The sequence below is a fragment of the Bacillus inaquosorum genome, from assembly GCF_023238325.1.
In the GTDB taxonomy this organism is placed as follows: Bacteria; Bacillota; Bacilli; order Bacillales; family Bacillaceae; genus Bacillus; species Bacillus inaquosorum.
Genome location: NZ_CP096592.1, coordinates 2,396,098 through 2,416,798, shown reverse-complemented (window position 1 = coordinate 2,416,798; position 20,701 = coordinate 2,396,098). Strand labels below are relative to the sequence as shown.

General features: G+C 43.3%; 26 protein-coding genes, 1 pseudogene and 1 riboswitch. Of the genes and pseudogenes, 23 read left to right on the top strand and 4 right to left on the bottom strand.

Annotated elements, in window-relative coordinates; translation table 11 throughout:
• Positions 1-8: 8 nt before the first annotated feature.
• The 8 genes from spoVAA (at position 9) to lysA (ending at position 6,367) form a co-directional block, all read left to right on the top strand.
• Positions 9-629 (top strand): stage V sporulation protein SpoVAA, encoded by a 621-nt coding sequence (spoVAA, locus tag M1M80_RS11990; RefSeq protein WP_060398950.1) that lies wholly within the window; start codon positions 9-11, stop codon positions 627-629.
• Positions 619-1,044 (top strand): stage V sporulation protein SpoVAB, encoded by a 426-nt coding sequence (gene spoVAB / locus M1M80_RS11985; protein WP_003236725.1) that lies wholly within the window; start codon positions 619-621, stop codon positions 1,042-1,044. The genes spoVAA and spoVAB overlap by 11 nt, the downstream gene beginning before the upstream one ends.
• Positions 1,045-1,056: 12 nt before the next feature.
• Positions 1,057-1,509: a stage V sporulation protein AC gene (gene spoVAC, locus M1M80_RS11980; protein WP_003236723.1), complete on the top strand. Its 453-nt coding sequence runs from the start codon at positions 1,057-1,059 to the stop codon at positions 1,507-1,509.
• Between the two features lie 12 nt (positions 1,510-1,521).
• The gene (gene spoVAD, locus M1M80_RS11975; RefSeq protein WP_003236720.1) at positions 1,522-2,538 is read left to right on the top strand and encodes a stage V sporulation protein AD; all 1,017 of its coding nucleotides are present in this window, start codon (positions 1,522-1,524) and stop codon (positions 2,536-2,538) included.
• Position 2,539: 1 nt separating this feature from the next.
• The gene (gene spoVAE / locus M1M80_RS11970) at positions 2,540-2,890 is read left to right on the top strand and encodes a stage V sporulation protein AE (RefSeq protein ID WP_003236718.1); all 351 of its coding nucleotides are present in this window, start codon (positions 2,540-2,542) and stop codon (positions 2,888-2,890) included.
• 7 nt (positions 2,891-2,897) lie between these two features.
• Entirely contained in the window at positions 2,898-3,515 is a 618-nt protein-coding gene (gene spoVAEA / locus M1M80_RS11965) for a stage V sporulation protein SpoVABEA (RefSeq protein ID WP_060398949.1), read from the top strand.
• A complete protein-coding gene (gene spoVAF, locus M1M80_RS11960; RefSeq protein ID WP_060398948.1) occupies positions 3,460-4,941 on the top strand; it encodes a spore germination protein SpoVAF in 1,482 nt (493 codons plus the stop codon). Before spoVAEA ends, spoVAF begins: the two co-directional genes overlap by 56 nt.
• A gap of 106 nt (positions 4,942-5,047) precedes the next feature.
• Positions 5,048-6,367, top strand: coding sequence for a diaminopimelate decarboxylase (lysA, locus tag M1M80_RS11955; RefSeq protein WP_060400038.1), 1,320 nt, complete (start codon positions 5,048-5,050; stop codon positions 6,365-6,367).
• A 27-nt stretch (positions 6,368-6,394) separates the two neighbouring features.
• Here the strand turns inward: lysA and M1M80_RS11950 are convergent, their stop codons facing one another.
• Entirely contained in the window at positions 6,395-7,267 is an 873-nt protein-coding gene (locus M1M80_RS11950) for a DUF1002 domain-containing protein (RefSeq protein WP_019258801.1), read from the bottom strand.
• Between the two features lie 257 nt (positions 7,268-7,524).
• Here M1M80_RS11950 and M1M80_RS11945 point away from each other — a divergent pair, with 257 nt between their 5' ends.
• Both M1M80_RS11945 and M1M80_RS11940 read left to right on the top strand, forming a co-directional pair.
• A complete protein-coding gene (locus M1M80_RS11945; RefSeq protein WP_003223931.1) occupies positions 7,525-7,956 on the top strand; it encodes a peptidylprolyl isomerase in 432 nt (143 codons plus the stop codon).
• Between the two features lie 42 nt (positions 7,957-7,998).
• Complete coding sequence (locus M1M80_RS11940) at positions 7,999-8,151, top strand: hypothetical protein (protein ID WP_154599142.1); 153 nt, start codon at positions 7,999-8,001, stop codon at positions 8,149-8,151.
• Here the strand turns inward: M1M80_RS11940 and M1M80_RS11935 are convergent.
• A pseudogene (locus tag M1M80_RS11935) lies at positions 8,108-8,319 on the bottom strand (spore germination protein). The gene M1M80_RS11940 and the pseudogene M1M80_RS11935 overlap by 44 nt on opposite strands.
• A gap of 299 nt (positions 8,320-8,618) precedes the next feature.
• On the opposite strand from M1M80_RS11935, the gene M1M80_RS11930 reads away from it, so the two are divergent.
• The 3 genes from M1M80_RS11930 (at position 8,619) to M1M80_RS11920 (ending at position 10,457) form a co-directional block, all read left to right on the top strand.
• Positions 8,619-8,825, top strand: a complete 207-nt coding sequence (locus M1M80_RS11930) for a zinc ribbon domain-containing protein (RefSeq protein ID WP_003236703.1) — start codon at positions 8,619-8,621, stop codon at positions 8,823-8,825.
• Positions 8,826-9,307: 482 nt separating this feature from the next.
• Positions 9,308-9,862 (top strand): signal peptidase I sipS, encoded by a 555-nt coding sequence (gene sipS, locus M1M80_RS11925; RefSeq protein ID WP_060398946.1) that lies wholly within the window; start codon positions 9,308-9,310, stop codon positions 9,860-9,862.
• A 250-nt stretch (positions 9,863-10,112) separates the two neighbouring features.
• Positions 10,113-10,457, top strand: coding sequence for a hypothetical protein (locus M1M80_RS11920; RefSeq protein ID WP_003236697.1), 345 nt, complete (start codon positions 10,113-10,115; stop codon positions 10,455-10,457).
• 61 nt (positions 10,458-10,518) lie between these two features.
• Here the strand turns inward: M1M80_RS11920 and M1M80_RS11915 are convergent.
• Positions 10,519-11,669 (bottom strand): IS3 family transposase gene (locus M1M80_RS11915; protein ID WP_134981034.1). Its coding sequence is split into 2 segments (ribosomal slippage): positions 10,519-11,396 and positions 11,396-11,669, totalling 1,152 coding nucleotides; the frame shifts between segments, so codons are not numbered across the junction.
• 197 nt (positions 11,670-11,866) lie between these two features.
• A riboswitch (FMN riboswitch) is annotated at positions 11,867-12,011 on the top strand.
• A gap of 130 nt (positions 12,012-12,141) precedes the next feature.
• Here M1M80_RS11915 and ribD point away from each other — a divergent pair.
• The 5 genes from ribD to ribT all read left to right on the top strand — a co-directional run bounded on the left by ribD (position 12,142) and on the right by ribT (position 16,080).
• The gene (gene ribD / locus M1M80_RS11910) at positions 12,142-13,227 is read left to right on the top strand and encodes a bifunctional diaminohydroxyphosphoribosylaminopyrimidine deaminase/5-amino-6-(5-phosphoribosylamino)uracil reductase RibD (protein ID WP_060398929.1); all 1,086 of its coding nucleotides are present in this window, start codon (positions 12,142-12,144) and stop codon (positions 13,225-13,227) included.
• Positions 13,228-13,237: 10 nt separating this feature from the next.
• Complete coding sequence (gene ribE, locus M1M80_RS11905) at positions 13,238-13,885, top strand: riboflavin synthase subunit alpha (protein WP_060398928.1); 648 nt, start codon at positions 13,238-13,240, stop codon at positions 13,883-13,885.
• Positions 13,886-13,899: 14 nt separating this feature from the next.
• Positions 13,900-15,096 (top strand): bifunctional 3,4-dihydroxy-2-butanone-4-phosphate synthase/GTP cyclohydrolase II, encoded by a 1,197-nt coding sequence (locus tag M1M80_RS11900; RefSeq protein WP_004398206.1) that lies wholly within the window; start codon positions 13,900-13,902, stop codon positions 15,094-15,096.
• A 32-nt stretch (positions 15,097-15,128) separates the two neighbouring features.
• Positions 15,129-15,593 carry a 6,7-dimethyl-8-ribityllumazine synthase gene (ribH, locus tag M1M80_RS11895; protein WP_003223915.1) on the top strand — a complete coding sequence of 155 codons (465 nt, stop codon included), beginning with the start codon at positions 15,129-15,131 and terminating at the stop codon, positions 15,591-15,593.
• Positions 15,594-15,705: 112 nt separating this feature from the next.
• Positions 15,706-16,080, top strand: a complete 375-nt coding sequence (ribT, locus tag M1M80_RS11890) for a GNAT family N-acetyltransferase RibT (protein WP_003223910.1) — start codon at positions 15,706-15,708, stop codon at positions 16,078-16,080.
• A 13-nt stretch (positions 16,081-16,093) separates the two neighbouring features.
• On the opposite strand, the gene M1M80_RS11885 is transcribed toward ribT, so the two are convergent.
• Positions 16,094-16,618: a DUF309 domain-containing protein gene (locus M1M80_RS11885; protein ID WP_060398927.1), complete on the bottom strand. Its 525-nt coding sequence runs from the start codon at positions 16,616-16,618 to the stop codon at positions 16,094-16,096.
• A gap of 301 nt (positions 16,619-16,919) precedes the next feature.
• Here M1M80_RS11885 and scpA point away from each other — a divergent pair, with 301 nt between their 5' ends.
• The 5 genes from scpA (at position 16,920) to spmA (ending at position 20,700) form a co-directional block, all read left to right on the top strand.
• Positions 16,920-17,675, top strand: coding sequence for a segregation/condensation protein A (scpA, locus tag M1M80_RS11880; protein ID WP_004398201.1), 756 nt, complete (start codon positions 16,920-16,922; stop codon positions 17,673-17,675).
• Positions 17,665-18,258 (top strand): SMC-Scp complex subunit ScpB, encoded by a 594-nt coding sequence (scpB, locus tag M1M80_RS11875; RefSeq protein WP_003223904.1) that lies wholly within the window; start codon positions 17,665-17,667, stop codon positions 18,256-18,258. The genes scpA and scpB overlap by 11 nt, the downstream gene beginning before the upstream one ends.
• Before the next feature lie 54 nt (positions 18,259-18,312).
• Positions 18,313-18,852, top strand: coding sequence for a YpuI family protein (locus tag M1M80_RS11870; RefSeq protein ID WP_004398199.1), 540 nt, complete (start codon positions 18,313-18,315; stop codon positions 18,850-18,852).
• Positions 18,853-18,973: 121 nt separating this feature from the next.
• Positions 18,974-20,122, top strand: coding sequence for a D-alanyl-D-alanine carboxypeptidase family protein (locus M1M80_RS11865; RefSeq protein ID WP_060398926.1), 1,149 nt, complete (start codon positions 18,974-18,976; stop codon positions 20,120-20,122).
• On the top strand, positions 20,110-20,700 hold the full coding sequence (spmA, locus tag M1M80_RS11860; protein WP_004398197.1) for a spore maturation protein SpmA: 591 nt from the start codon (positions 20,110-20,112) through the stop codon (positions 20,698-20,700). Before M1M80_RS11865 ends, spmA begins: the two co-directional genes overlap by 13 nt.
• Position 20,701 lies beyond the last annotated feature (1 nt).

Genomic DNA, 20,701 nt, shown 5'->3' with positions numbered 1-20,701 from the left:
GATCAAAGATGGAACGACGTATATTTATCCGACTTCGCCACAGGGTGCTGGCACATCCGGGGGATATCATCACGGTTGGAGATGCCGCGCAAATTGAAGGACAGCTTCAGCTGAAAAAGAAACTTTCGGCTATGCCGCTCTATCAGGTGAGCGAAAAAGATAAAAATATCGTAATTCTGGATATCATACAAGTCCTCAAAGCCATTCATTTACAAGATCCGGCACTAGATGTTCAAACGGTAGGCGGAGCAGAAACCATTGTTGAAATTCAGTACCGGAAACGGCAAATATCAACGGTTCTGTTTATTGGTGTCTGGCTGCTTTTGTTTATCGGATCGTGTCTTGCCATCATGAACTTTCATGAGGATGTAAGCATGAGAGATGTTCATATTGCACTTTATGAAATCATAACTGGAGAGAGGAATGACTATCCATATTTGCTGCAAATCCCGTACAGCATCGGTTTGGGACTTGGGATGATCGTGTTTTTTAACCACATATTTAAAAAGCGCCTTAATGAAGAGCCCAGCCCGCTGGAGGTTGAGATGTTTAACTATCAGCTTGATCTCGACCAATATGTGGCCATGCATGAGAATCAAGAAACAATAAAGGACCTGCATGATCGCTAGTGTATTGTTCATTATTTTTGTCGGGCTCGGCGGAGGCATCACGGTGGGGGCTGGCTTCGTTGCTTTTTTAACCGTAATGGGGATCATTCCGCGGCTGATGCAGCTCACCAAAACGATGAGATTCGTTCAGGCTTATGAAGCGGCTGTTATTCTTGGCGCGGTTTGCGGGGGATGGGAGACGCTTCATATGAACCATCTTTTTTTAACAAAATGGATTGCCGTACCGGTCGGGCTGCTGGCAGGTGTGTTTGTCGGGATGCTTGCGGCTGCCCTTACAGAGGTTTTAAATGTCCTGCCGATTTTGGCAAAACGAATCGGGCTCAGAAGTAAAATCATTATTCTGTTAATGGCCATCGTGATTGGGAAAATCGCGGGATCTTTATTCCACTGGCTATATTTTATTGATCATTCATAAGGAGGTTTCAAGATGACAAACATAAAAGAAAACTACAAATCAAAAGTAAAAACGTATCAGCCTAAGCCGCCTTACGTCTGGAACTGTGTAAAAGCCTTTCTGGTAGGCGGTCTGATCTGTATGATCGGGCAAGGTCTGCAGAATTTTTATATCCATTTTTTTGATTTTAATGAAAAAACAGCGGGAAATCCAACGGCGGCAACGCTGATATTATTATCAGCCCTGCTTACCGGGTTCGGCATCTATGACAGAATCGGGCAGTTTGCAGGCGCCGGTTCAGCCGTACCGGTCACAGGTTTCGCCAACAGCATGGCAAGCGCGGCTCTTGAATATAAAAGCGAAGGGTTTGTGCTCGGAGTAGCGACAAACATGTTTAAACTGGCGGGAAATGTCATCGTTTTTGGTGTTGTGGCTGCTTACATCGTCGGAATGATTCGGTTTGCTTTTGAGAAACTGATGTCGTAGGAGGAGAAGGAAATGAAATTAACAGGAAAGCAAACCTGGGTATTTGAAAATCCCTTATTTGTCAACTCAGCGGGAACAGCAGCTGGGCCAAAGGAAAAAGACGGACCGCTCGGCTCCTTATATGATAAAACCTATGACGAAATGCACTGTAATCAAAAAAGCTGGGAAATGGCTGAACGGCAGCTGATGGAAGACGCTGTAAACGCAGCGCTTCAAAAAAGTAATCTAAAAAAAGATGATATTGATCTATTGCTGGCAGGCGACTTGCTGAATCAAAACGTGACGGCCAATTATGTGGCAAGGCACTTGAAAATTCCGTTTCTTTGTATGTTTGGCGCTTGTTCAACATCAATGGAAACGGTGGCTGTCGCATCAGCCTTAGTTGACGGCGGGTTTGCCAAGAGGGCTCTCGCTGCCACCAGCAGTCATAATGCCACAGCGGAAAGACAGTTTCGCTATCCGACGGAATACGGCGGCCAAAAACCGGACACTGCAACGTCTACTGTAACTGGAAGCGGAGCTGTTGTCATCAGTCAGACACCGGGTGATATCCAAATCACAAGCGCGACTGTCGGAAAGGTTTCTGACTTAGGAATTACAGATCCGTTTGATATGGGATCGGCCATGGCTCCGGCTGCAGCTGATACGATTAAACAGCACTTTAAAGACCTCAACCGGACAGCGGATGACTATGATCTGATCCTGACAGGTGACCTATCCGGCGTCGGATCTCCCATCGTAAAAGACATCTTAAAAGAAGATGGCTATCCGGTCGGCACAAAGCATGATGATTGCGGGCTTCTGGTTTATACGCCGGATCAGCAGGTCTTTGCCGGAGGGAGCGGCTGCGCATGTTCAGCGGTCGTTACCTACTCTCACATTTTTAAGCAGCTGAGAGAAGGAAAATTAAACCGTGTATTTGTCGTGGCGACCGGGGCGTTGTTAAGCCCGACAATGGTCCAGCAAAAAGAAACCATCCCGACCATCGCCCACGGGGTTGTATTTGAGCGTGCAGGAGGTGCATCTTAACATGGACTACCTTTTGGCTTTTGTATGCGGCGGGGCTATTTGTATTGTTGGCCAGCTGCTGTTAGACGTATTTAAATTGACGCCAGCCCACGTCATGACGTCCTTTGTCGTTATAGGAGCGATTTTAGATGGTTTCGGCATTTACGATAAATTTATTGAATTTGCCGGAGGGGGCGCCACTGTTCCGATCGTCAGCTTTGGCCACAGTCTTCTGCATGGTGCCATGCATCAGGCGCATATACACGGATTTATCGGGATCGGCATGGGGATTTTTGAGCTGACATCTGCCGGTATATCAGCCGCCATTCTCTTCGCCTTTCTCGTAGCTGTTATTTTCAAACCGAAAGGATAATGTCAACATGACGACAAAGCGAAAGGTCATACTGGTAACAGACGGTGACGTGTATGCCGCTAAAACAATTGAATACGCCGCAAGCCAAGTGGGGGGGCGATGTATTTCACAATCAAAAGGGAACCCCTCCATTCGCAGCGGCGCGGAGCTTGTCAAGCTAATCACCTCAGCGCAGTATGATCCCGTATTTGTCATGTTTGACGACTCAGGCCTTCAAGGAGAGGGTCCGGGAGAAGCCGCTCTTACCTATGTCGCCACCCATCCTTCAATTGAAGTGCTCGGTGTGATTGCGGTCGCGTCAAAAACCCATCAGGCTGAATGGACCAGAGTTGATGTAAGCATTGACCGCAATGGAGAAATAACAGAATACGGCGTTGATAAAGGCGGAGAAAGGGAGTTTGATGAACATAGAATGAGCGGAGACACAGTCTATTGCCTTGATAAACTTGATCTTCCGCTTATTGTCGGCATCGGGGATATCGGCAAAATGGGCAGAAAAGACGATATCTCAAAAGGGTCGCCAATCACCATGAAAGCGGTCGAGTTTATTTTAGAAAGGAGCGGGTATCATGCCGGGTCACAAGGAAGAGAAAATCCGGGTTTATCGAAATCCAGCCAAAAATGAAGCGTATTTTAAAAATCGGGTCGGAATGGGAACCAGCTATGATGTAGGGGTTCGCAAGCTTAACATTTTAGACAAGGAAATACAGCTTTACTATCTAAATGGACTATCTGATACCGCCTATATCATTCATTTAATGAGAGAGCTTGTCGCCATTAACAATCGGAAAGAGGACGCTGATAACCTGGTCGATATCGTCGAAAACAGGCTGCTTAACGCCCAGGTTGAAAAAGTAAAAACGCTGGATGAAACGACTGATCAAGTGCTGTCGGGGCTAGTCGCAGTCATTGTTGAAGACGCAGGCTTCGCATTTATTATTGACGTTAGAAGCTATCCGGGCAGAAACCCTGAAGAGCCCGATACGGAAAAGGTCGTCAGGGGAGCAAGAGACGGATTTGTAGAAAATATCGTCGTCAATACGGCTCTTCTCAGACGGCGGATCAGAGACGAACGTCTTCGCATCAAGATGACAAAGGTCGGTGAGCGATCAAAAACGGATCTGAGCATTTGTTATATAGAAGATATTGCAGATCCAGATCTGGTTGACATCGTCGAAAAAGAAATTGCCGCTATTGATGTCGACGGATTAACAATGGCAGACAAAACAGTAGAGGAATTCATCATTAAACAAGGCTACAACCCGTATCCGCTCGTCCGCTATACAGAAAGGCCGGATGTGGCGGCTAATCATGTACTTGAAGGCCATGTCATCATTATGGTTGATACATCGCCGAGTGTGATTATCACCCCGACGACTTTGTTCCATCATGTCCAGCATGCTGAAGAATACAGGCAGGCGCCTGCAGTCGGTACTTTTTTAAGATGGGTCAGATTTTTCGGTATTATTGCATCCACTATATTTCTCCCGATCTGGTTTCTCTTTGTGCTGCAGCCGGACCTGCTGCCCGAGAATATGAAATTTATCGGTTTAAATAAGAATACGCATATCCCGATCATCCTGCAGATATTCTTAGCTGACTTAGGAATCGAGTTTCTCAGAATGGCTGCCATTCATACCCCGACCGCTTTATCGACAGCCATGGGCATCATTGCCGCTGTGCTGATTGGACAAATTGCCATTGAAGTCGGCCTGTTTTCACCAGAGGTGATTCTATACGTCTCACTTGCGGCAATTGGAACCTTTGCGACGCCTAGTTATGAATTAAGCTTGGCGAACAAAATGGGCCGGCTTACTCTCATGATACTCGTTGCCATATTTCACATAAAAGGGCTAGTAATCGGATTTACAGTGCTAATTATTGCCATGGCCAGCATCAAATCTCTCCAGACACCGTACTTATGGCCGCTGATTCCCTTTAACGGCAAGGCGCTGTGGCAGGTACTGATCCGCACTGCAAAACCTGGTGCAAAAGTAAGACCTAGTATCGTTCACCCAAGAAATCGCTTAAGACAACCTACCAATTCATAATCGCATTGAAACTGACTGAAGAGTATGATAATGTATGTCTTAATTATGAAGGGACAGTCGATAAAACTGTCCTTTTCACCCATAAGCGGAGAAAGAGGGAATGACATTGTTCTTACATGGCACAAGCAGACAAAATCAACATGGGCATTTAGAAATCGGAGGTGTGGACGCTCTCTATTTAGCGGGAAAATATGGAACGCCTCTTTACGTATATGATGTGGCTTTAATACGTGAGCGTGCTAAAAGCTTTAAGCAGGCATTTATTACTGCAGGGCTGAAAGCACAGGTGGCATATGCGAGCAAAGCGTTCTCATCAGTTGCAATGATTCAGCTTGCTGAAGAAGAGGGACTTTCTTTAGATGTCGTATCCGGGGGAGAGCTTTATACAGCTGTTGCCGCAGGCTTTCCGGCAGAACGCATCCACTTTCATGGGAATAACAAGAGCAGGGAAGAACTGCGAATGGCACTTGAGCATCACATCGGCTGCATTGTGGTGGATAATTTCTATGAAATTTCGCTTTTGGAAGACTTATGTAAAGAAACGGGACACTCCATCGATGTTCTTCTTCGGATCACACCCGGAGTAGAAGCGCACACGCATGACTATATTACAACAGGTCAAGAAGATTCAAAGTTTGGTTTCGACCTTCATAACGGGCAAACTGAACGGGCGATTGAGCAAGTATTACAATCAGAACACATTCAGCTGCTGGGTGTCCATTGCCATATTGGCTCGCAAATTTTTGATACGGCCGGTTTTGTGTTAGCAGCGGAAAAAATCTTCAAAAAACTAGACGAGTGGAGAGATTCATACTCGTTTGTATCCAAGGTTTTGAATCTTGGAGGAGGTTTCGGCATCCGTTATACGGAGGAAGATGAACCGCTTCACGCTACTGAATACGTTGAAAAAATTATCGAAGCTGTGAAAGCAAATGCTGCCCGTCACGGTTTTGACATTCCGGAAATTTGGATCGAACCGGGCCGTTCTCTCGTGGGAGATGCAGGCACAACCCTTTATACGGTTGGCTCTCAAAAAGAAGTGCCGGGTGTCCGCCAGTATGTCGCGGTAGACGGAGGCATGAACGACAATATTCGTCCTGCACTCTACCAGGCTAAATATGAAGCTGCAACAGCCAACCGTATCGGAGAAGCGCATAATAAGACGGTATCGATTGCCGGAAAATGCTGTGAAAGCGGGGATATGTTAATTTGGGATATTGACCTGCCGGAAGTAAAAGAAGGCGATCTTCTTGCTGTTTTTTGTACAGGCGCATACGGATACAGCATGGCCAACAATTACAATCGAATCCCGAGACCTGCAGTTGTATTTGTAGAAAACGGCGAAGCTCATTTAGTCGTGAAAAGAGAAACTTACGAGGATATTGTCAAACTTGACCTGCCCTTTAAAACGAGTGTAAAGCAATAAAAAAGCGCCGATTTCTCGGCGCTTTTTTTATTTGAATATAGAAACAATCGCATTCCAGATAGATACGAAGAAATCAATGACTTTCTGGATGAAGTTTTTGCCTTCATCTGATTCTATGAATTTCGTAATCTTATCTTTCGCTTTATCAAGCTGGTCACCGACCTGTCCCCAGTCGATGTCAACATTTTTCATTTTATTGAATAAGGATACAAGCTGATCCTTTTGGCTGTCTGTAAGTGTGACGTTTAAATCAGAAGCTGCGTCGTCCACTTGTTTTTCAATGTCAGCTTTATTGTCAGGCACACCGTTTTTAGCAAACTCTTCTTTGATTTTTGCAATCAGCGCAGCTGCATTTTCGTTACCGATTTTGTCCCCAAGCTCTGATGTCGTGACAAGCTCTTGGTTAGCTACTTGCTTCACATCCTCCGAGATCGCTTCATCAGAAGAAACTTCATACGCCTTAATCAATCCAGTTAAAGCCGCAGTCCCAGATACTTCAAATGGTGCTGTAACATACACCTTCGCATCTTTAACACCTGCTGTCATCAGGGCATTTAGGTACATTTCATCTGTAATGCCGCTGATATTATGCGTCTCAACATTCAGTCCAGAGCCTTTTTTGGCAATGGTTATTGACGATGAAGAAATGGCTCTTGATCCGATTTGAGCGCTCGGTATATATTTTCCTAAATATTCATGTTCTTCCTTATTGGTCACGGTTACCGTTGTGGCATTATCAGGGACATTCATCTCATCAAGCACTTTTTGTTTATCAGATTCTGATAAATCAGCACCCAGAGTTACAATGACATCTCCAACTGCGGCATCCGCGAGACTGACTTTCGGAATCATCAGCAGCAAAACGGCCGCTGCCAGCATTCCAATCCATATTTTTTTCAAAGCAGTTTGACCTCCTTCAATTTCACAAGCAGCTGGATAGAGCGGCTTTGCGAGGACCTGTGATCATAATGAAAATACAGTTCCGTTAGGTTAGACGGAGATAAAGAGATCCAGGTTTCATTTTTATTTTTTGTAAAGCCGGGAGATTCGTTTTCCCCCGAAAGGTGTGGTATAATAGCCGCGACAAGGAGAGACAGGCTATAACCTATCATACATAATCTCCTTTGAAAATTAAAATAAAGAAAGTAGGCATACAATTGAAAACAGGTTACTTTTTATTAGAAGACGGTAACAAAATTGAATTTGAACTTTACCCTGAAGCTGCACCGGGCACTGTCGCAAACTTTGAAAAGCTTGCGAACGAAGGCTTTTATGACGGGCTTACATTCCACCGAGTGATTCCAGGCTTCGTCAGCCAAGGCGGATGTCCTCACGGAACTGGCACAGGTGGCCCAGGATACACAATCAAATGTGAAACAGAAGGAAACCCGCATACACATGAAGCGGGTGCACTTTCTATGGCACACGCAGGAAAAGACACTGGCGGCAGCCAATTTTTCATCGTGCATGAACCTCAGCCACATTTGAACGGTGTTCACACTGTATTCGGTAAAGTAACAAGCGGACTAGAATTCGCGAAAAACATGTCTAATGGCGACGTCATGAAAGAAGTTCGCGTAGAAGGCTAATAGGCAGCAAAAGGCTTCCTCATCTCGGGGGAGCTTTTTTATTTGCAAAAAAATGATCCAATAGAAAACCGCCTGAGTGCTGGAGGCGGTGAACAAAAAGACGTTTATCCGGTTAACGAGGAGTTTTGTATCTGCTTAAAGCAGACAGAAATTACAATGTTTTGGTCACATGCTGATCGGAAAATTGACTGTTAATCATTTTGGACTGGCTTACAAAATTGTTCTCAATGACAATTCCAGTATTCAAGCTGCCGGAACCAAACACAGATTTGGACACAGTTAATGGTCTTATCGTAAAAGCGCCGCCTACGTTTACTACACTGTTCCCGGAAACATTGTTTATATTAATGGATAATCAATCATTCACGGAGTCTCCTTTCAAATTCTCTATTTTTTATATGTATTATTGCTAGAGTCAATAAGCGTAAACTTATTGGTAAAAATACTTATGTTTTTTATGATGTCGCAAAAAGGGGGGGATTCTTCAATCATTGCATCTTTTTTAGCCAGTCACTCGAGTTAAGCAGCAAAATCGGCTTTTATTTCTGTGGATTTCATATATAAAATTAAGAAAACTTTAAAGTTGCATGGTTCATCAAAATGGTATTTTGTAGTAAAATAAATCAAAACAAACGTGATGTTGTGAAAGGGAGCTTGACGATATGAACAATAAAGGCTGTATAAAATGCGGAAGCACTGAAGCGGGCCAAAAAGAAATAGCCACAACCGGTACGGGATTATCGAAGTTGTTTGACGTTCAGAATAACCGTTTTCTCGTGGTTTACTGCAAGAATTGTGGATATTCGGAGTTTTATAATAAAGAATCTTCAACTGCCGGCAATATATTGGATTTATTTTTTGGAGGCTGATCCATGTTTTCGAGCTTCAATGATATTTAAAATATCTTGAAAGCAAAACGGGATGCAGGCCGGATATGTCACCTGTGAAATGGGCTGCCGCCCTTCATGATGTGAATCAATTTGTCAAGCACCATGGGACTGGGCGATCAATAGAATGCAGTAGATGAAAAGAGCTGCTCGTAACCTTTTATATATTATCTAAAGATTAGCATACGAGCTGTCTTTCTTCTAAGCCCATCTCTGCTGAAATTATGTGATTATTTCTTTCATTACTTTTCGGATGTCTCTGTGTATTATACGATTGCTGGAGTCCAATTTCTCAAGCAACATTTGATGCAGGGCTAGCTGTGATCGACAAGAAAAAGATAGGTATGATTTGGGTGGAAGATGAGGATTAATAGATTGTAAAATCACTTCAATGGTCCTGATGGGATTTCTTTTCGATTCGTGATAACATAAATTGAAGACCGTTGTTTATTGGAGGAAATCAGTTGAAATCAGAAAATGTTTCGAAGAAAAAATCAATGTTAGAATGGGCAAAAGCAATTGTGATTGCTGTCGTTCTCGCTTTGCTCATTCGCAATTTTATTTTTGCGCCGTATGTCGTTGATGGTGACTCTATGTATCCTACACTTCATAACAGGGAAAGGGTCTTTGTCAATATGACAGTCAAATATATCGGCGAGTTTGATAGAGGAGACATCGTCGTTTTAAACGGGGATGATGTTCACTATGTCAAACGTATTATCGGCCTGCCTGGAGATACGGTTGAAATGAAAAACGACCAGCTCTATATCAATGGGAAAAAGGTGGACGAGCCTTATTTGACAGCTAATAAAAAGAGAGCGAAGCAGGATGGCTATGACCGTTTGACCGATGATTTCGGCCCGGTTAAAGTGCCTGATGACAAGTATTTTGTGATGGGTGATAACCGCCGGAATTCAATGGACAGCCGAAACGGGCTTGGCCTCTTCACGAAAAAACAAATTGCGGGTACGTCAAAGTTTGTTTTCTTCCCGTTTAACGAAATGCGAAAAACGAATTAGGATTTAGCAGCTTCCTGAAAGCAGCTTCCTGAACAGGAGGCTGCTTTTTTATATCTTTTTTATGTTCATCCCCCAAAACCAGAACATAAATTCGTATATCTATAGAAAAGAAATTTTTGCAGAAATGTGAAACATATTCCCGTTATGCATCGTTATATTAATAATTTACGAGAATTTACGGTTTTTTATTCATGAAAAAAAGGAATAACTCATATGAATGAATAGATTCATATTGGCTGGAGGTTTAAAAATGGGAAGAATAAAAACCAAGATTACCATTCTGTTAGTGCTTTTGCTTTTACTTGCAGGCGGTTATATGTATATAAATGATCTTGAGCTGAAGGATGTTCCGACAGCAATTGGACAAACCTTGTCCTCGGAAGAAGAGGAATACACCATCGAGGAATATAAAGTGACGGAAATTGACGGTTCAGAGTATCATGGAGAAGCAGAAAACGGCACGAAAATCATCTTCAACGGAAAAAAATTAAATCAGGATTTGTCTGATATAAAAGAAGGCGACAAGATTAAAGCATACTTCAGCAAATCAAAGCGAATCGACGGATTAATCAAGGTTGCCAAAGTGAATGATTAACAAAAAAACACCTTTCGGATGGGACTGACCCCCGTTTTTGAGACAGGGATCAAAACACCTTTTAAACAGCCAATTGCCGATAGCTTATCGGTGATTGGCTGTTTAGTTTCGTTTGAATACGAATGTTGTTATAATAATAAATGTATTCTTTGACAGTGCGTTCTACGATGGCGGTCGTGGTTCGATCAATGCTGTTAAGATAGAACGTTTCAGACTTTAGTGAGGAATGAAACGATTCGATGGAGGCATTATCAGCGGGCGTCCCTTTGCGGGACATGCTCATGGTAATGCCTTTTGTTTTAACAGCTTTCTGATACTCATAAGATGTATACACAGATCCTTGGTCACTATGTAACACGCAGTTCTGAGGCAGTGTTGGCAGCTGATCAAGTGTGTTTAAGACAAAGTCTGTGTCCTGCTTATCTCCAATCGTGAAAGCAATCACTTCTCCATTGTATACATCCAATATACTGGAAAGGTACAATTGTTTCTGTCCATAAGGCAAATACGTGATATCCGTTACTAGTTTTTCAAGAGGATGATCAGACTGAAAGTTCCGATCTAATATATTATCGACCACGGCATATGGCTGCCCATTCTTCTTGCGCCTTTTCACCTTAACCCGGCACTGCCACTGATTTTTCTGCATGATACGCTGAACCGTTTTATGGTTAATACGCATTCCCTTTTTTAATATAGCTGTAATTTTTCGATATCCATATCGATACTTGTGCTCTCGGCACAACGTGCCGATTTGTTTTTTCAAATGGCACTTGGGATGATCTTTCGTCAGGTTCTTCTTCCAACGATAATAAGACGCTCGTGAGATACCTAAATGAACACAGATATCCTGTACGGTCATTGTGCTGTGCAATACTTCTACAAGTTCGACTGACGTTTGGCTATCAACTTCCTTTCCAATTCGTTGTACTTTTTTAAAACTTCATTCTGTTGTCTCAGATAACGGTTCTCTGCCTGCAGTTTCTCTAATTCGGAAGCATACTCCGGACCTTTTCCGTAAGTGTATTGCTTACCAACAGGTTGTTCGAATCGATGTGTATCCCCAGCCTTATGCCACCTAACCCATGTCTGAACCTGCGTCTTATTCTTGATATTCAATTCCTGCATGATCTCTTTCATAGGCACGCCTGCCAATCTCATTTCTACAGCCTTCTGTTTGACTTCAATCGGATAACTCACTCTTGTTCCCATACAAAAAACACCTCCAAGTCTTATTTCGGATAACAACTATCCATTTTCAAACTTGAAGGTGTTTTTTATTTGTCTCATCTTATGGGGTCAGTCCCGATCGAAGGGTGTTTTTTGTTTTTCTCAAATTGTAAGTTTATTTCATTGCGTCCTTTAAAAAGGATCGCTATAATAGCCATTAAGGACAAATGAATAAAGATTGTATCCTTCGGGGCAGGGTGGAAATCCCGACCGGCGGTGGTAAAGCGAATGCGCTTTAGAGCCCGTGACCCGTGTGCATAAGCGCGCGGTGGATTCAGTTTAAGCTGAAGCCGACAGTGAAAGTCTGGATGGGAGAAGGATGATGAGCCGCTATGCAAAAAGTTTAAATATGCATAGTGTTATTTCCTATTGCGTAAAATACCTAAAGCCCCGGATTTTTTATAAATTCGGGGCTTTTTTGACGGTAAATCAATAAAAGAGGGGAGGGAAACAAATGGAAGAGAATTATATGAAGTTCGCATTAGATCTTGCGAAGCAGGGCGAAGGACAGACCGAATCCAATCCGCTCGTTGGCGCTGTTGTGGTAAAGGACGGACAAATTGTCGGTATGGGCGCCCATTTAAAATACGGCGAAGCTCATGCAGAAGTTCATGCCATCCATATGGCCGGATCCCATGCAAAGGGGGCAGATATTTACGTTACACTCGAACCGTGCAGCCATTATGGAAAAACACCGCCATGCGCAGAACTGATTATCAACTCTGGCATCAAAAGAGTGTTTGTGGCGATGAGAGATCCTAACCCGCTTGTGGCTGGAAGAGGGATCAGCATGATTGAAGAAGCCGGTATTGAAGTAAAGGAAGGCATTCTGGCAGATCAGGCGGAGAAGCTGAATGAAAAATTTCTGCACTTCATGAGGACAGGCCTCCCTTACGTCACTCTAAAAGCTGCTGCAAGCCTTGACGGAAAGACAGCTACCAGCACGGGCGACAGCAAATGGATCACCTCAGAGGCCGCGAGACAGGATGCTCAGCAGTACAGGAAAACACACCAAAGCATTCTAGTCGGAGTTGGCACGGTGATAGCTGACAATCCAAGCTTAACCTGCAGGCTGCCGAATGTGACAAAACAGCCGGTTCGGGTAATACTTGATACCGCACTCTCGATTCATGAGGACGCTCAAGTGATATGCGATCAAGCAGCACCGACATGGATTTTTACAACGGCACGAGCAGACGAGGAAAAGAAAAAACGGCTTTCAGCTTTCGGTGTGAACATATTTACGCTTGAAACTGAAGGCATTCAAGTTCCCGATGTGCTGAAAATCCTTGCAGAAGAAGGTATCATGTCGGTGTATGTGGAAGGCGGATCAGCTGTTCACGGAAGCTTTGTCAAAGAAGGCTGTTTTCAAGAAATCATCTTCTATTTTGCCCCTAAACTAATCGGAGGATTGCATGCTCCCAGCTTAATCTCCGGTGAAGGTTTTCAATCAATGAAAGATGTCCCCTTATTACAATTCACTGATATAACCCAAATCGGCCGTGATATCAAACTGACGGCAAAACCGATAAACGAGTAGGATGGTGACCATGTTTACAGGAATAATTGAAGAAACAGGCACAATCGAATCCATGAAAAAAGCAGGGCATTCAATGGCCTTAACAATCAAATGCTCAAAAATTTTAGAGGATGTTCATCTGGGTGACAGCATTGCAGTTAACGGCATTTGTCTGACTGTCACTGATTTTACAAAGAATCAATTCACAGTGGATGTTATGCCTGAAACAGTCAAAGCTACATCACTGAATGATCTATCTAAAGGAAGCAAAGTAAATCTGGAAAGAGCGATGGCGGCAAACGGCCGTTTCGGAGGCCATTTTGTCTCAGGCCATGTCGACGGAACTGCTGAAATTACACGAATTGAAGAAAAAAGCAACGCAGTTTACTATGATTTAAAAATGGACCCGTCTTTAACAAAAACATTGGTCTTAAAGGGATCGATTACCGTGGACGGCGTGAGCTTAACAATATTCGGCCTGACAGAAGATACAGTGACAATTTCTCTAATACCGCATACCATCAGCGAAACGATTTTTTCAGAAAAAACGATCGGCTCTAAAGTGAATATCGAATGCGATATGATCGGAAAATATATGTATCGATTTTTGGATAAAGCCAATGAAAATAAGACCCAACAAACCATTACAAAAGCCTTCTTAAGCGAAAACGGCTTTTAGAGAGGAAGATTTGCATGTTTCATCCGATAGAAGAAGCACTAGACGCTTTAAAAAAAGGCGAAGTCATCATAGTTGTAGATGATGAAGACAGAGAAAATGAAGGAGACTTTGTGGCTCTTGCCGAGCATACAACTCCAGAAGTCATTAACTTTATGGCGACACACGGAAGAGGGCTGATTTGCACGCCGCTTAGTGAGGAAATCGCAGACAAGCTGGATCTTCACCCCATGGTTGAGCATAATACAGATTCTCACCATACTGCATTTACGGTAAGTATTGACCACCGTAATACGAAAACGGGTATCAGTGCTCAAGAAAGATCTTTTACCGTTCAAGCATTGCTGGACAGTAAATCCGTGCCGTCTGATTTTCAGCGTCCGGGGCACATTTTTCCGCTGATTGCGAAAAAAGGAGGTGTCCTGAAAAGAGCGGGCCATACAGAAGCTGCTGTTGACCTTGCCGAAGCCTGCGGATCTCAAGGAGCCGGCGTCATTTGTGAAATTATGAATGAAGACGGAACAATGGCAAGAGTGCCTGAGCTTATTGAAATTGCGAAAAAGCATCAATTAAAAATGATCACCATTAAAGATTTGATTCAATACCGTTACAATCTAACAACACTAGTCGAGCGTGAAGTCGACATTACGCTCCCTACTGATTTTGGCACATTTAAGGTTTACGGTTACACAAATGAGGTAGACGGAAAAGAGCATGTCGCATTTGTGATGGGAGATGTGCCGTTCGGAGAAGAACCGGTATTGGTCCGGGTGCATTCAGAATGTCTCACAGGTGACGTGTTTGGGTCTCATCGCTGTGACTGCGGCCCGCAGCTGCACGCCGCGCTGACGCAAATTGCCGCAGAAGGCCGGGGGGTGCTCTTGTACTTGCGCCAAGAAGGCCGAGGCATCGGTTTAATCAATAAATTAAAAGCTTATAAGCTTCAGGAACAAGGCTATGACACCGTAGAAGCCAACGAAGCGCTCGGCTTCTTGCCTGACCTTCGCAACTATGGCATCGGTGCACAAATTTTACGCGATCTCGGTGTGCGGAATATGAAGCTTTTGACGAATAATCCGCGCAAAATTGCCGGCCTTGAAGGCTACGGACTCAGTATTTCAGAAAGAGTGCCGCTTCAAATGGAGGCAAAAGAACACAATAAAAAGTACTTGCAAACCAAAATGAACAAGCTGGGTCATTTACTTCATTTCTAATCACAAATATCACAAAAAAGGATGGGAATCATATGAATATCATACAAGGAAATTTAGTTGGTACAGGTCTTAAAATCGGAATCGTAGTAGGAAGATTTAATGATTTTATTACAAGTAAGCTGCTGAGCGGTGCAGAAGATGCGTTACTCAGACATGGCGTAGACACAAATGATATCGATGTGGCTTGGGTTCCAGGCGCATTTGAAATTCCGTTTGCTGCGAAAAAAATGGCGGAAACAAAAAAATATGACGCCATCATCACATTGGGCACTGTCATCAGAGGCGCGACAACACATTACGATTATGTCTGCAATGAAGCTGCCAAAGGCATCGCGCAAGCAGCAAACACTACAGGCGTACCTGTCATCTTTGGAATTGTGACAACTGAAAACATCGAACAGGCAATTGAGCGTGCCGGCACAAAAGCGGGCAACAAAGGTGTAGATTGTGCTGTTTCTGCCATAGAAATGGCAAATTTAAACCGTTCATTTGAATAATTTGCTGAAAACAGTTTAAAAATATGGCGAAAATGATATAATGTGAGAAAACGGATCACCTATTCGTATCCGTTAATAGCAGACTGGACATTTTGGATATAGAGGGGTTTTTATGTTAATTCGTTATAAAAAATCGTTTGAAAAGATTGCGATGGGACTTCTTTCGTTCATGCCGAATGAAAAAGACCTTAAGCAGCTTCAGCAGACAATTAAGGACTACGAAACGGATACAGACCGCCAGCTCTTTCTTTGGAAAGAGGACGAGGATATCGTCGGAGCAATCGGAGTCGAAAAAAAGGATTCTGAGGTTGAAATCCGGCATATCAGTGTGAATCCTTCTCATCGCCATCAAGGAATCGGAAAACAGATGATGGATGCTCTAAAGCATTTATTCAAAACGCAGGTACTGGTTCCGAATGAATTAACGCAGAGCTTTTTCGAACGTTGTCAAGGTCAGCAGGATCAAGACATTTCATACAATAATTAAGCAGAGGCTGTAATCAGCCTCTGCTTTTTTTTCTCCGTTCTATTTCTTTTTCACGTTCAAGGATGACGTCAGTCCGATCCCGCAAACGGTGCTTGTCGATAAGAAATGTATCAGTGAGTGTGCTGGGCTGCCCCCATGTGTACTCCTTTTTCTTGCATTCAACGCGGCATGCTTCCTCAAGCTTCTCATCTTTGATCGGCAGCATGATGCTTTTATAGGAAGAGCCCGTTTCGATTTGTTCGTAAACCGACTGCATAAGCTCGAGTAAACGGCTATGATCAAGCCCCAAGCATTCGACCGCTTGTTTTTCCGCTTGAAGAATCCGGATGCTGTTCGCCATCAGTCTTTTTGCCCCGGCAGTATTCTTCCTTCTGTGATGATACAAAGCGACCGCAAGCTGGATGAAACCGACCCAATACATTTTTCGTTGGTTTGGAGGATCTTCCTTCCAATATTCTTCTAATATTTCATGGCATTCAAAATAATCCCGCGTCGCGTGAAATTCAACGAGATAATCAATATAAGCTTTCGGGTACAAGATGCTTCCTCCTTTAATCTGCCCTTAGTGTAACACAGGAAGGTTAAAAGGAAAAAGAACGCCCAGCCCTGGCTGCTTCTTTGTTTTTAGCACGACAATGAAAGGGAAACCGCCGCTAAGTCTTTTTTCTCCTACCTCCTTTGCTATGGTCTGAGCGAATACTTTCCTGTTTTGAATATTCTGTACAAATCGCTTCAAAACAGGAAATGAAATAGTATTGGACGAGAGCTTTTTGGTGGCTTATACTAAAGGGTAGCCAGTTTATCCGGCAATGAGAGTGATACTTGAAAATGGTGAGATGATGGAAGAATATCAAGTGAAAATTGATACGTTTGAGGGCCCATTGGACCTGCTGCTTCATTTAATCAATCGTCTTGAAATTGACATATATGATATACCTGTGGCGAAGATCACTGAACAATATTTATTATATGTACATACGATGCGTGTGCTTGAGCTCGATATTGCCAGCGAGTATTTGGTCATGGCTGCCACGCTGCTCAGCATTAAAAGCAGAATGCTGCTCCCGAAGCAAGAGGAGGAGCTTTTTGAAGATGAATTACTTGAAGAAGAAGATCCGCGGGAAGAATTGATTGAAAAGCTGATTGAGTATAGAAAATATAAAGATGCGGCGAAGGATTTAAAAGAACGGGAAGAAGAAAGACAAAAATCGTTCACGAAACCGCCGAGTGATTTGAGCGAATATGCAAAAGAAGTAAAGCAGTCTGAGCAAAAGCTCTCTGTCACGGTCTATGATATGATCGGGGCTTTTCAAAAAGTGCTCAAACGCAAAAAAATAACAAGGCCGATGGAAACAACAATTACAAGACAGGAAATACCAATCGAAGACAGAATGAACGAAATCGTGCACAGTCTGAAATCAAGAGGAACGAGAATCAACTTTATGGATCTGTTTCCGTATGAGCAAAAAGAACATTTGGTAGTGACCTTTCTAGCCGTTCTCGAGCTGATGAAAAATCAGCTGGTTCTCATTGAACAGGAGCACAATTTTTCAGATATTTACATTACGGGGAGTGAATCCATTCATGGGGCTTGATATCGTGAATTGGAAAGCTATAGTGGAAGCCCTTCTTTATGCGGCAGGCGATGAAGGGCTCACAAAAAAGCAGCTGTTAACAGTGCTTGAAATCGAAGAGCCTGAACTGAACACCATTATGGCGGATGTAGCAGATGAATACCGCGGGGATACAAGGGGCATTGAACTTATTGAATATGCAGATACGTATATGCTCTCTACCAAAAAAGACTTTGCCCCGTACTTGAAAAAACTGATTGAAGTGCCGTCAAAGGGCCTTTCTCAAGCATCTTTAGAAGTGCTGGCCATCGTTTCATATAAACAGCCGATTACAAGAGCAGAAATTGAAGAAATCAGAGGCGTGAAATCAGAGCGGATTTTACACAGCCTCGTTGCGAAGGCGCTATTGTGTGAAGTCGGGCGGGCTGACGGTCCGGGAAGGGCTATTTTATACGGCACAACGCCGACTTTTCTTGAGCAATTTGGTCTGAAAACGCTGGACGAGCTTCCGCCGCTTCCTGAAAATGCGGAAGAAGACGTTCTTCAAGAAGAAGCAGATTTATTTTTTGAAAACTTTAACCAAACCTTCGAAGATATAAAATAGAAGTTTAATGAATCGCGCTTTTTCATCATCATAAGATATAAGGAAGAAGCTATCATGAAAGAAGCAAAATGTGAGAGACAAAGACATGAGGGGAAGATACCAAACGAAATGGGACATTCGATTGTGCGAGTGCAGACTCAAAAAACAGGCGAATTCTTATCAATGGTTGTCAATACCGTTAACGATTATCTAAATCAAACGACGCTGGAGTCCTTACAGGCTGAATTGCCTATTGAGAAAGGATACTGCTGTGATGTGCTGAGCACTCTGAGAAGAATGGCAGTATTTTGTGAAGGAGGCGCAGAAGCGTGCCGCCGTCTCTTGATGCAGGAGCCTTTTCAGGATGCCAGAGCGGAGAAAACACTGTACAATGTGTATCACCAATGCATTGAAGAGTTCTTTATGCCGAAAAAAGACACGTGGTGTGAAAATAGCCGGGCGTCTTATACGGGGGTCAGTGCAATTGAGTTTTACCATGCTGTTCCTGCGTCGCTTGAGCAATTATTATTGCCGTTGAGCGCAGCCTTTCTGAAGATGAGAGAAGAGCTGGCTCATTACGAAGCGTCCGGATCAAGCATGGCGCCAATCAGATAACGTTTACTCTCCCTTTTTCAGGGAGAGTTTTTTTATGTTTGTCCGCCGTTATATAATTGTTATTCATAACTGATGGACATGCGCATAAACTTGTACAAACCACACAAGGACGTGAGCAAACATGCGCATTTTCAAAAAAGCAGTCTTCATGGTCATGATTTTTTTTCTATTTGCAAATGTAAATGTGAACACAGCACATGCGGCTATAGATGTTAGTGCAAAAAGCGCGATAGTAATTGATGGAGATTCAGGCAGAGTGTTATTTGCCAAGGGTGAGCATGAAAAAAGGCGGATTGCAAGCATCACAAAAATCATGACGGCCGTTCTCGCCATTGAATCCGGCAAAATGGGTGAAACTGTGACGGTTTCGGCAAATGCTGTCAGAACAGAAGGCTCTGCCATTTATTTAACGGAAGGGCAAAAAGTGAAATTAAAAGATCTTGTGTATGGCCTGATGCTGAGATCAGGAAACGACGCCGCTGTTGCGATTGCCGAGCATGTCGGGGGCAGCCTCGATGGATTTGTTTATATGATGAATCAAAAAGCCGAGCAGCTTGGTATGGAGAATACCCGTTTTCAAAACCCGCACGGATTGGACGACCATGAAAACCATTATTCAACAGCCTATGACATGGCCATCTTAACAAAATACGCTATGAAGTTGAAAGACTATCAAAAAATTTCAGGCACAAAAATATACAAAGCAGAAACGATGGAAAGTGTCTGGAAAAACAAAAATAAACTGCTGACCATGCTTTATCGATACAGCACAGGAGGAAAAACAGGCTATACAAAACTTGCAAAACGGACACTGGTCTCAACAGCCTCAAAGGACGGCATTGACCTGATCGCCGTTACCATAAATGACCCTGACGATTGGGATGATCATATGAATATGTTTAACTATGTGTTTGATCATTATCAAACCTATTTAATCGCGAAAAAAGGGGACATTCCAAAGCTGAAAGGCACATTTTATGAATCTAAGGCTTTTATCAAACGTGACATCACCTACTTGCTAACCGAAGAGGAAAAAGAAGATGTCAAAATTAGAACCACGCTGCTTAAGCCGAAAAAAGCATGGGAGAAAGATGTATCAAAAATTCCCGACATCGTAGGACACATGAAGATCATGTTCAACGATGAAACCATCGCAAAAGTGCCGATCTATTATGAAAATGAACAACATCAAAAACCGAAAAAACAATTTTTTGAAACGTTTAAATCCATCTTTCTGAATGCGGCTGGCGGGGCAAAATGGTCAATATAATTTGGGTCAGCTTAACTGTGATCGGACTTGTTTTTGCGATGTGCAACGGAACTCTGCAAGATGTAAATGAAGCCGTGTTTAAGGGTGCGAAGGAAGCCGTTACAATCTCATTCGGACTGATGAGCGTGCTTGTTTTCTGGCTTGGCTTAATGAAAATAGCCGAGCAGGCGGGGCTTTTGGATATTTTCAGCCGGATGTGCAGGCCTTTTATATCTAAGCTTTTTCCTGATATACCGCCGGATCACCCGGCGATGGGCTACATTTTATCTAATCTCATGGCGAACTTCTTCGGCCTCGGGAATGCGGCAACTCCGCTTGGCATTAAAGCAATGGAGCAAATGAAAAAGCTGAATGGAAACCGATCGGAAGCAAGCCGGTCGATGATTACTTTTTTAGCTGTCAATACGTCCTGCATCACGCTCATTCCGACAACGGTGATTGCTGTTCGAATGGCCTATTCCTCCAAAACGCCGACAGATATTGTCGGACCGAGCATTTTAGCGACACTCATTTCTGGAATTGGCGCCATTATCATTGACCGGTATTTTTATTACCGCCGCAAAAAGAAGGGAAGGTGAG

Bases quoted from the DNA above. Each gene is read 5' to 3' on its own strand.
- spoVAA (WP_060398950.1), top strand. From the start codon at position 9: ATGGAACGACGTATATTTATCCGACTTCGCCACAGGGTGCTGGCACAT.
- spoVAB (WP_003236725.1), top strand. From the start codon at position 619: ATGATCGCTAGTGTATTGTTCATTATTTTTGTCGGGCTCGGCGGAGGC.
- spoVAC (WP_003236723.1), top strand. From the start codon at position 1,057: ATGACAAACATAAAAGAAAACTACAAATCAAAAGTAAAAACGTATCAG.
- spoVAD (WP_003236720.1), top strand. From the start codon at position 1,522: ATGAAATTAACAGGAAAGCAAACCTGGGTATTTGAAAATCCCTTATTT.
- spoVAE (WP_003236718.1), top strand. From the start codon at position 2,540: ATGGACTACCTTTTGGCTTTTGTATGCGGCGGGGCTATTTGTATTGTT.
- spoVAEA (WP_060398949.1), top strand. From the start codon at position 2,898: ATGACGACAAAGCGAAAGGTCATACTGGTAACAGACGGTGACGTGTAT.
- spoVAF (WP_060398948.1), top strand. From the start codon at position 3,460: ATGCCGGGTCACAAGGAAGAGAAAATCCGGGTTTATCGAAATCCAGCC.
- M1M80_RS11930 (WP_003236703.1), top strand. From the start codon at position 8,619: ATGAACAATAAAGGCTGTATAAAATGCGGAAGCACTGAAGCGGGCCAA.
- M1M80_RS11920 (WP_003236697.1), top strand. From the start codon at position 10,113: ATGGGAAGAATAAAAACCAAGATTACCATTCTGTTAGTGCTTTTGCTT.
- ribD (WP_060398929.1), top strand. From the start codon at position 12,142: ATGGAAGAGAATTATATGAAGTTCGCATTAGATCTTGCGAAGCAGGGC.
- ribE (WP_060398928.1), top strand. From the start codon at position 13,238: ATGTTTACAGGAATAATTGAAGAAACAGGCACAATCGAATCCATGAAA.
- M1M80_RS11900 (WP_004398206.1), top strand. From the start codon at position 13,900: ATGTTTCATCCGATAGAAGAAGCACTAGACGCTTTAAAAAAAGGCGAA.
- ribH (WP_003223915.1), top strand. From the start codon at position 15,129: ATGAATATCATACAAGGAAATTTAGTTGGTACAGGTCTTAAAATCGGA.
- ribT (WP_003223910.1), top strand. From the start codon at position 15,706: ATGTTAATTCGTTATAAAAAATCGTTTGAAAAGATTGCGATGGGACTT.
- scpA (WP_004398201.1), top strand. From the start codon at position 16,920: ATGGAAGAATATCAAGTGAAAATTGATACGTTTGAGGGCCCATTGGAC.
- scpB (WP_003223904.1), top strand. From the start codon at position 17,665: ATGGGGCTTGATATCGTGAATTGGAAAGCTATAGTGGAAGCCCTTCTT.
- M1M80_RS11870 (WP_004398199.1), top strand. From the start codon at position 18,313: ATGAAAGAAGCAAAATGTGAGAGACAAAGACATGAGGGGAAGATACCA.
- M1M80_RS11865 (WP_060398926.1), top strand. From the start codon at position 18,974: ATGCGCATTTTCAAAAAAGCAGTCTTCATGGTCATGATTTTTTTTCTA.
- spmA (WP_004398197.1), top strand. From the start codon at position 20,110: ATGGTCAATATAATTTGGGTCAGCTTAACTGTGATCGGACTTGTTTTT.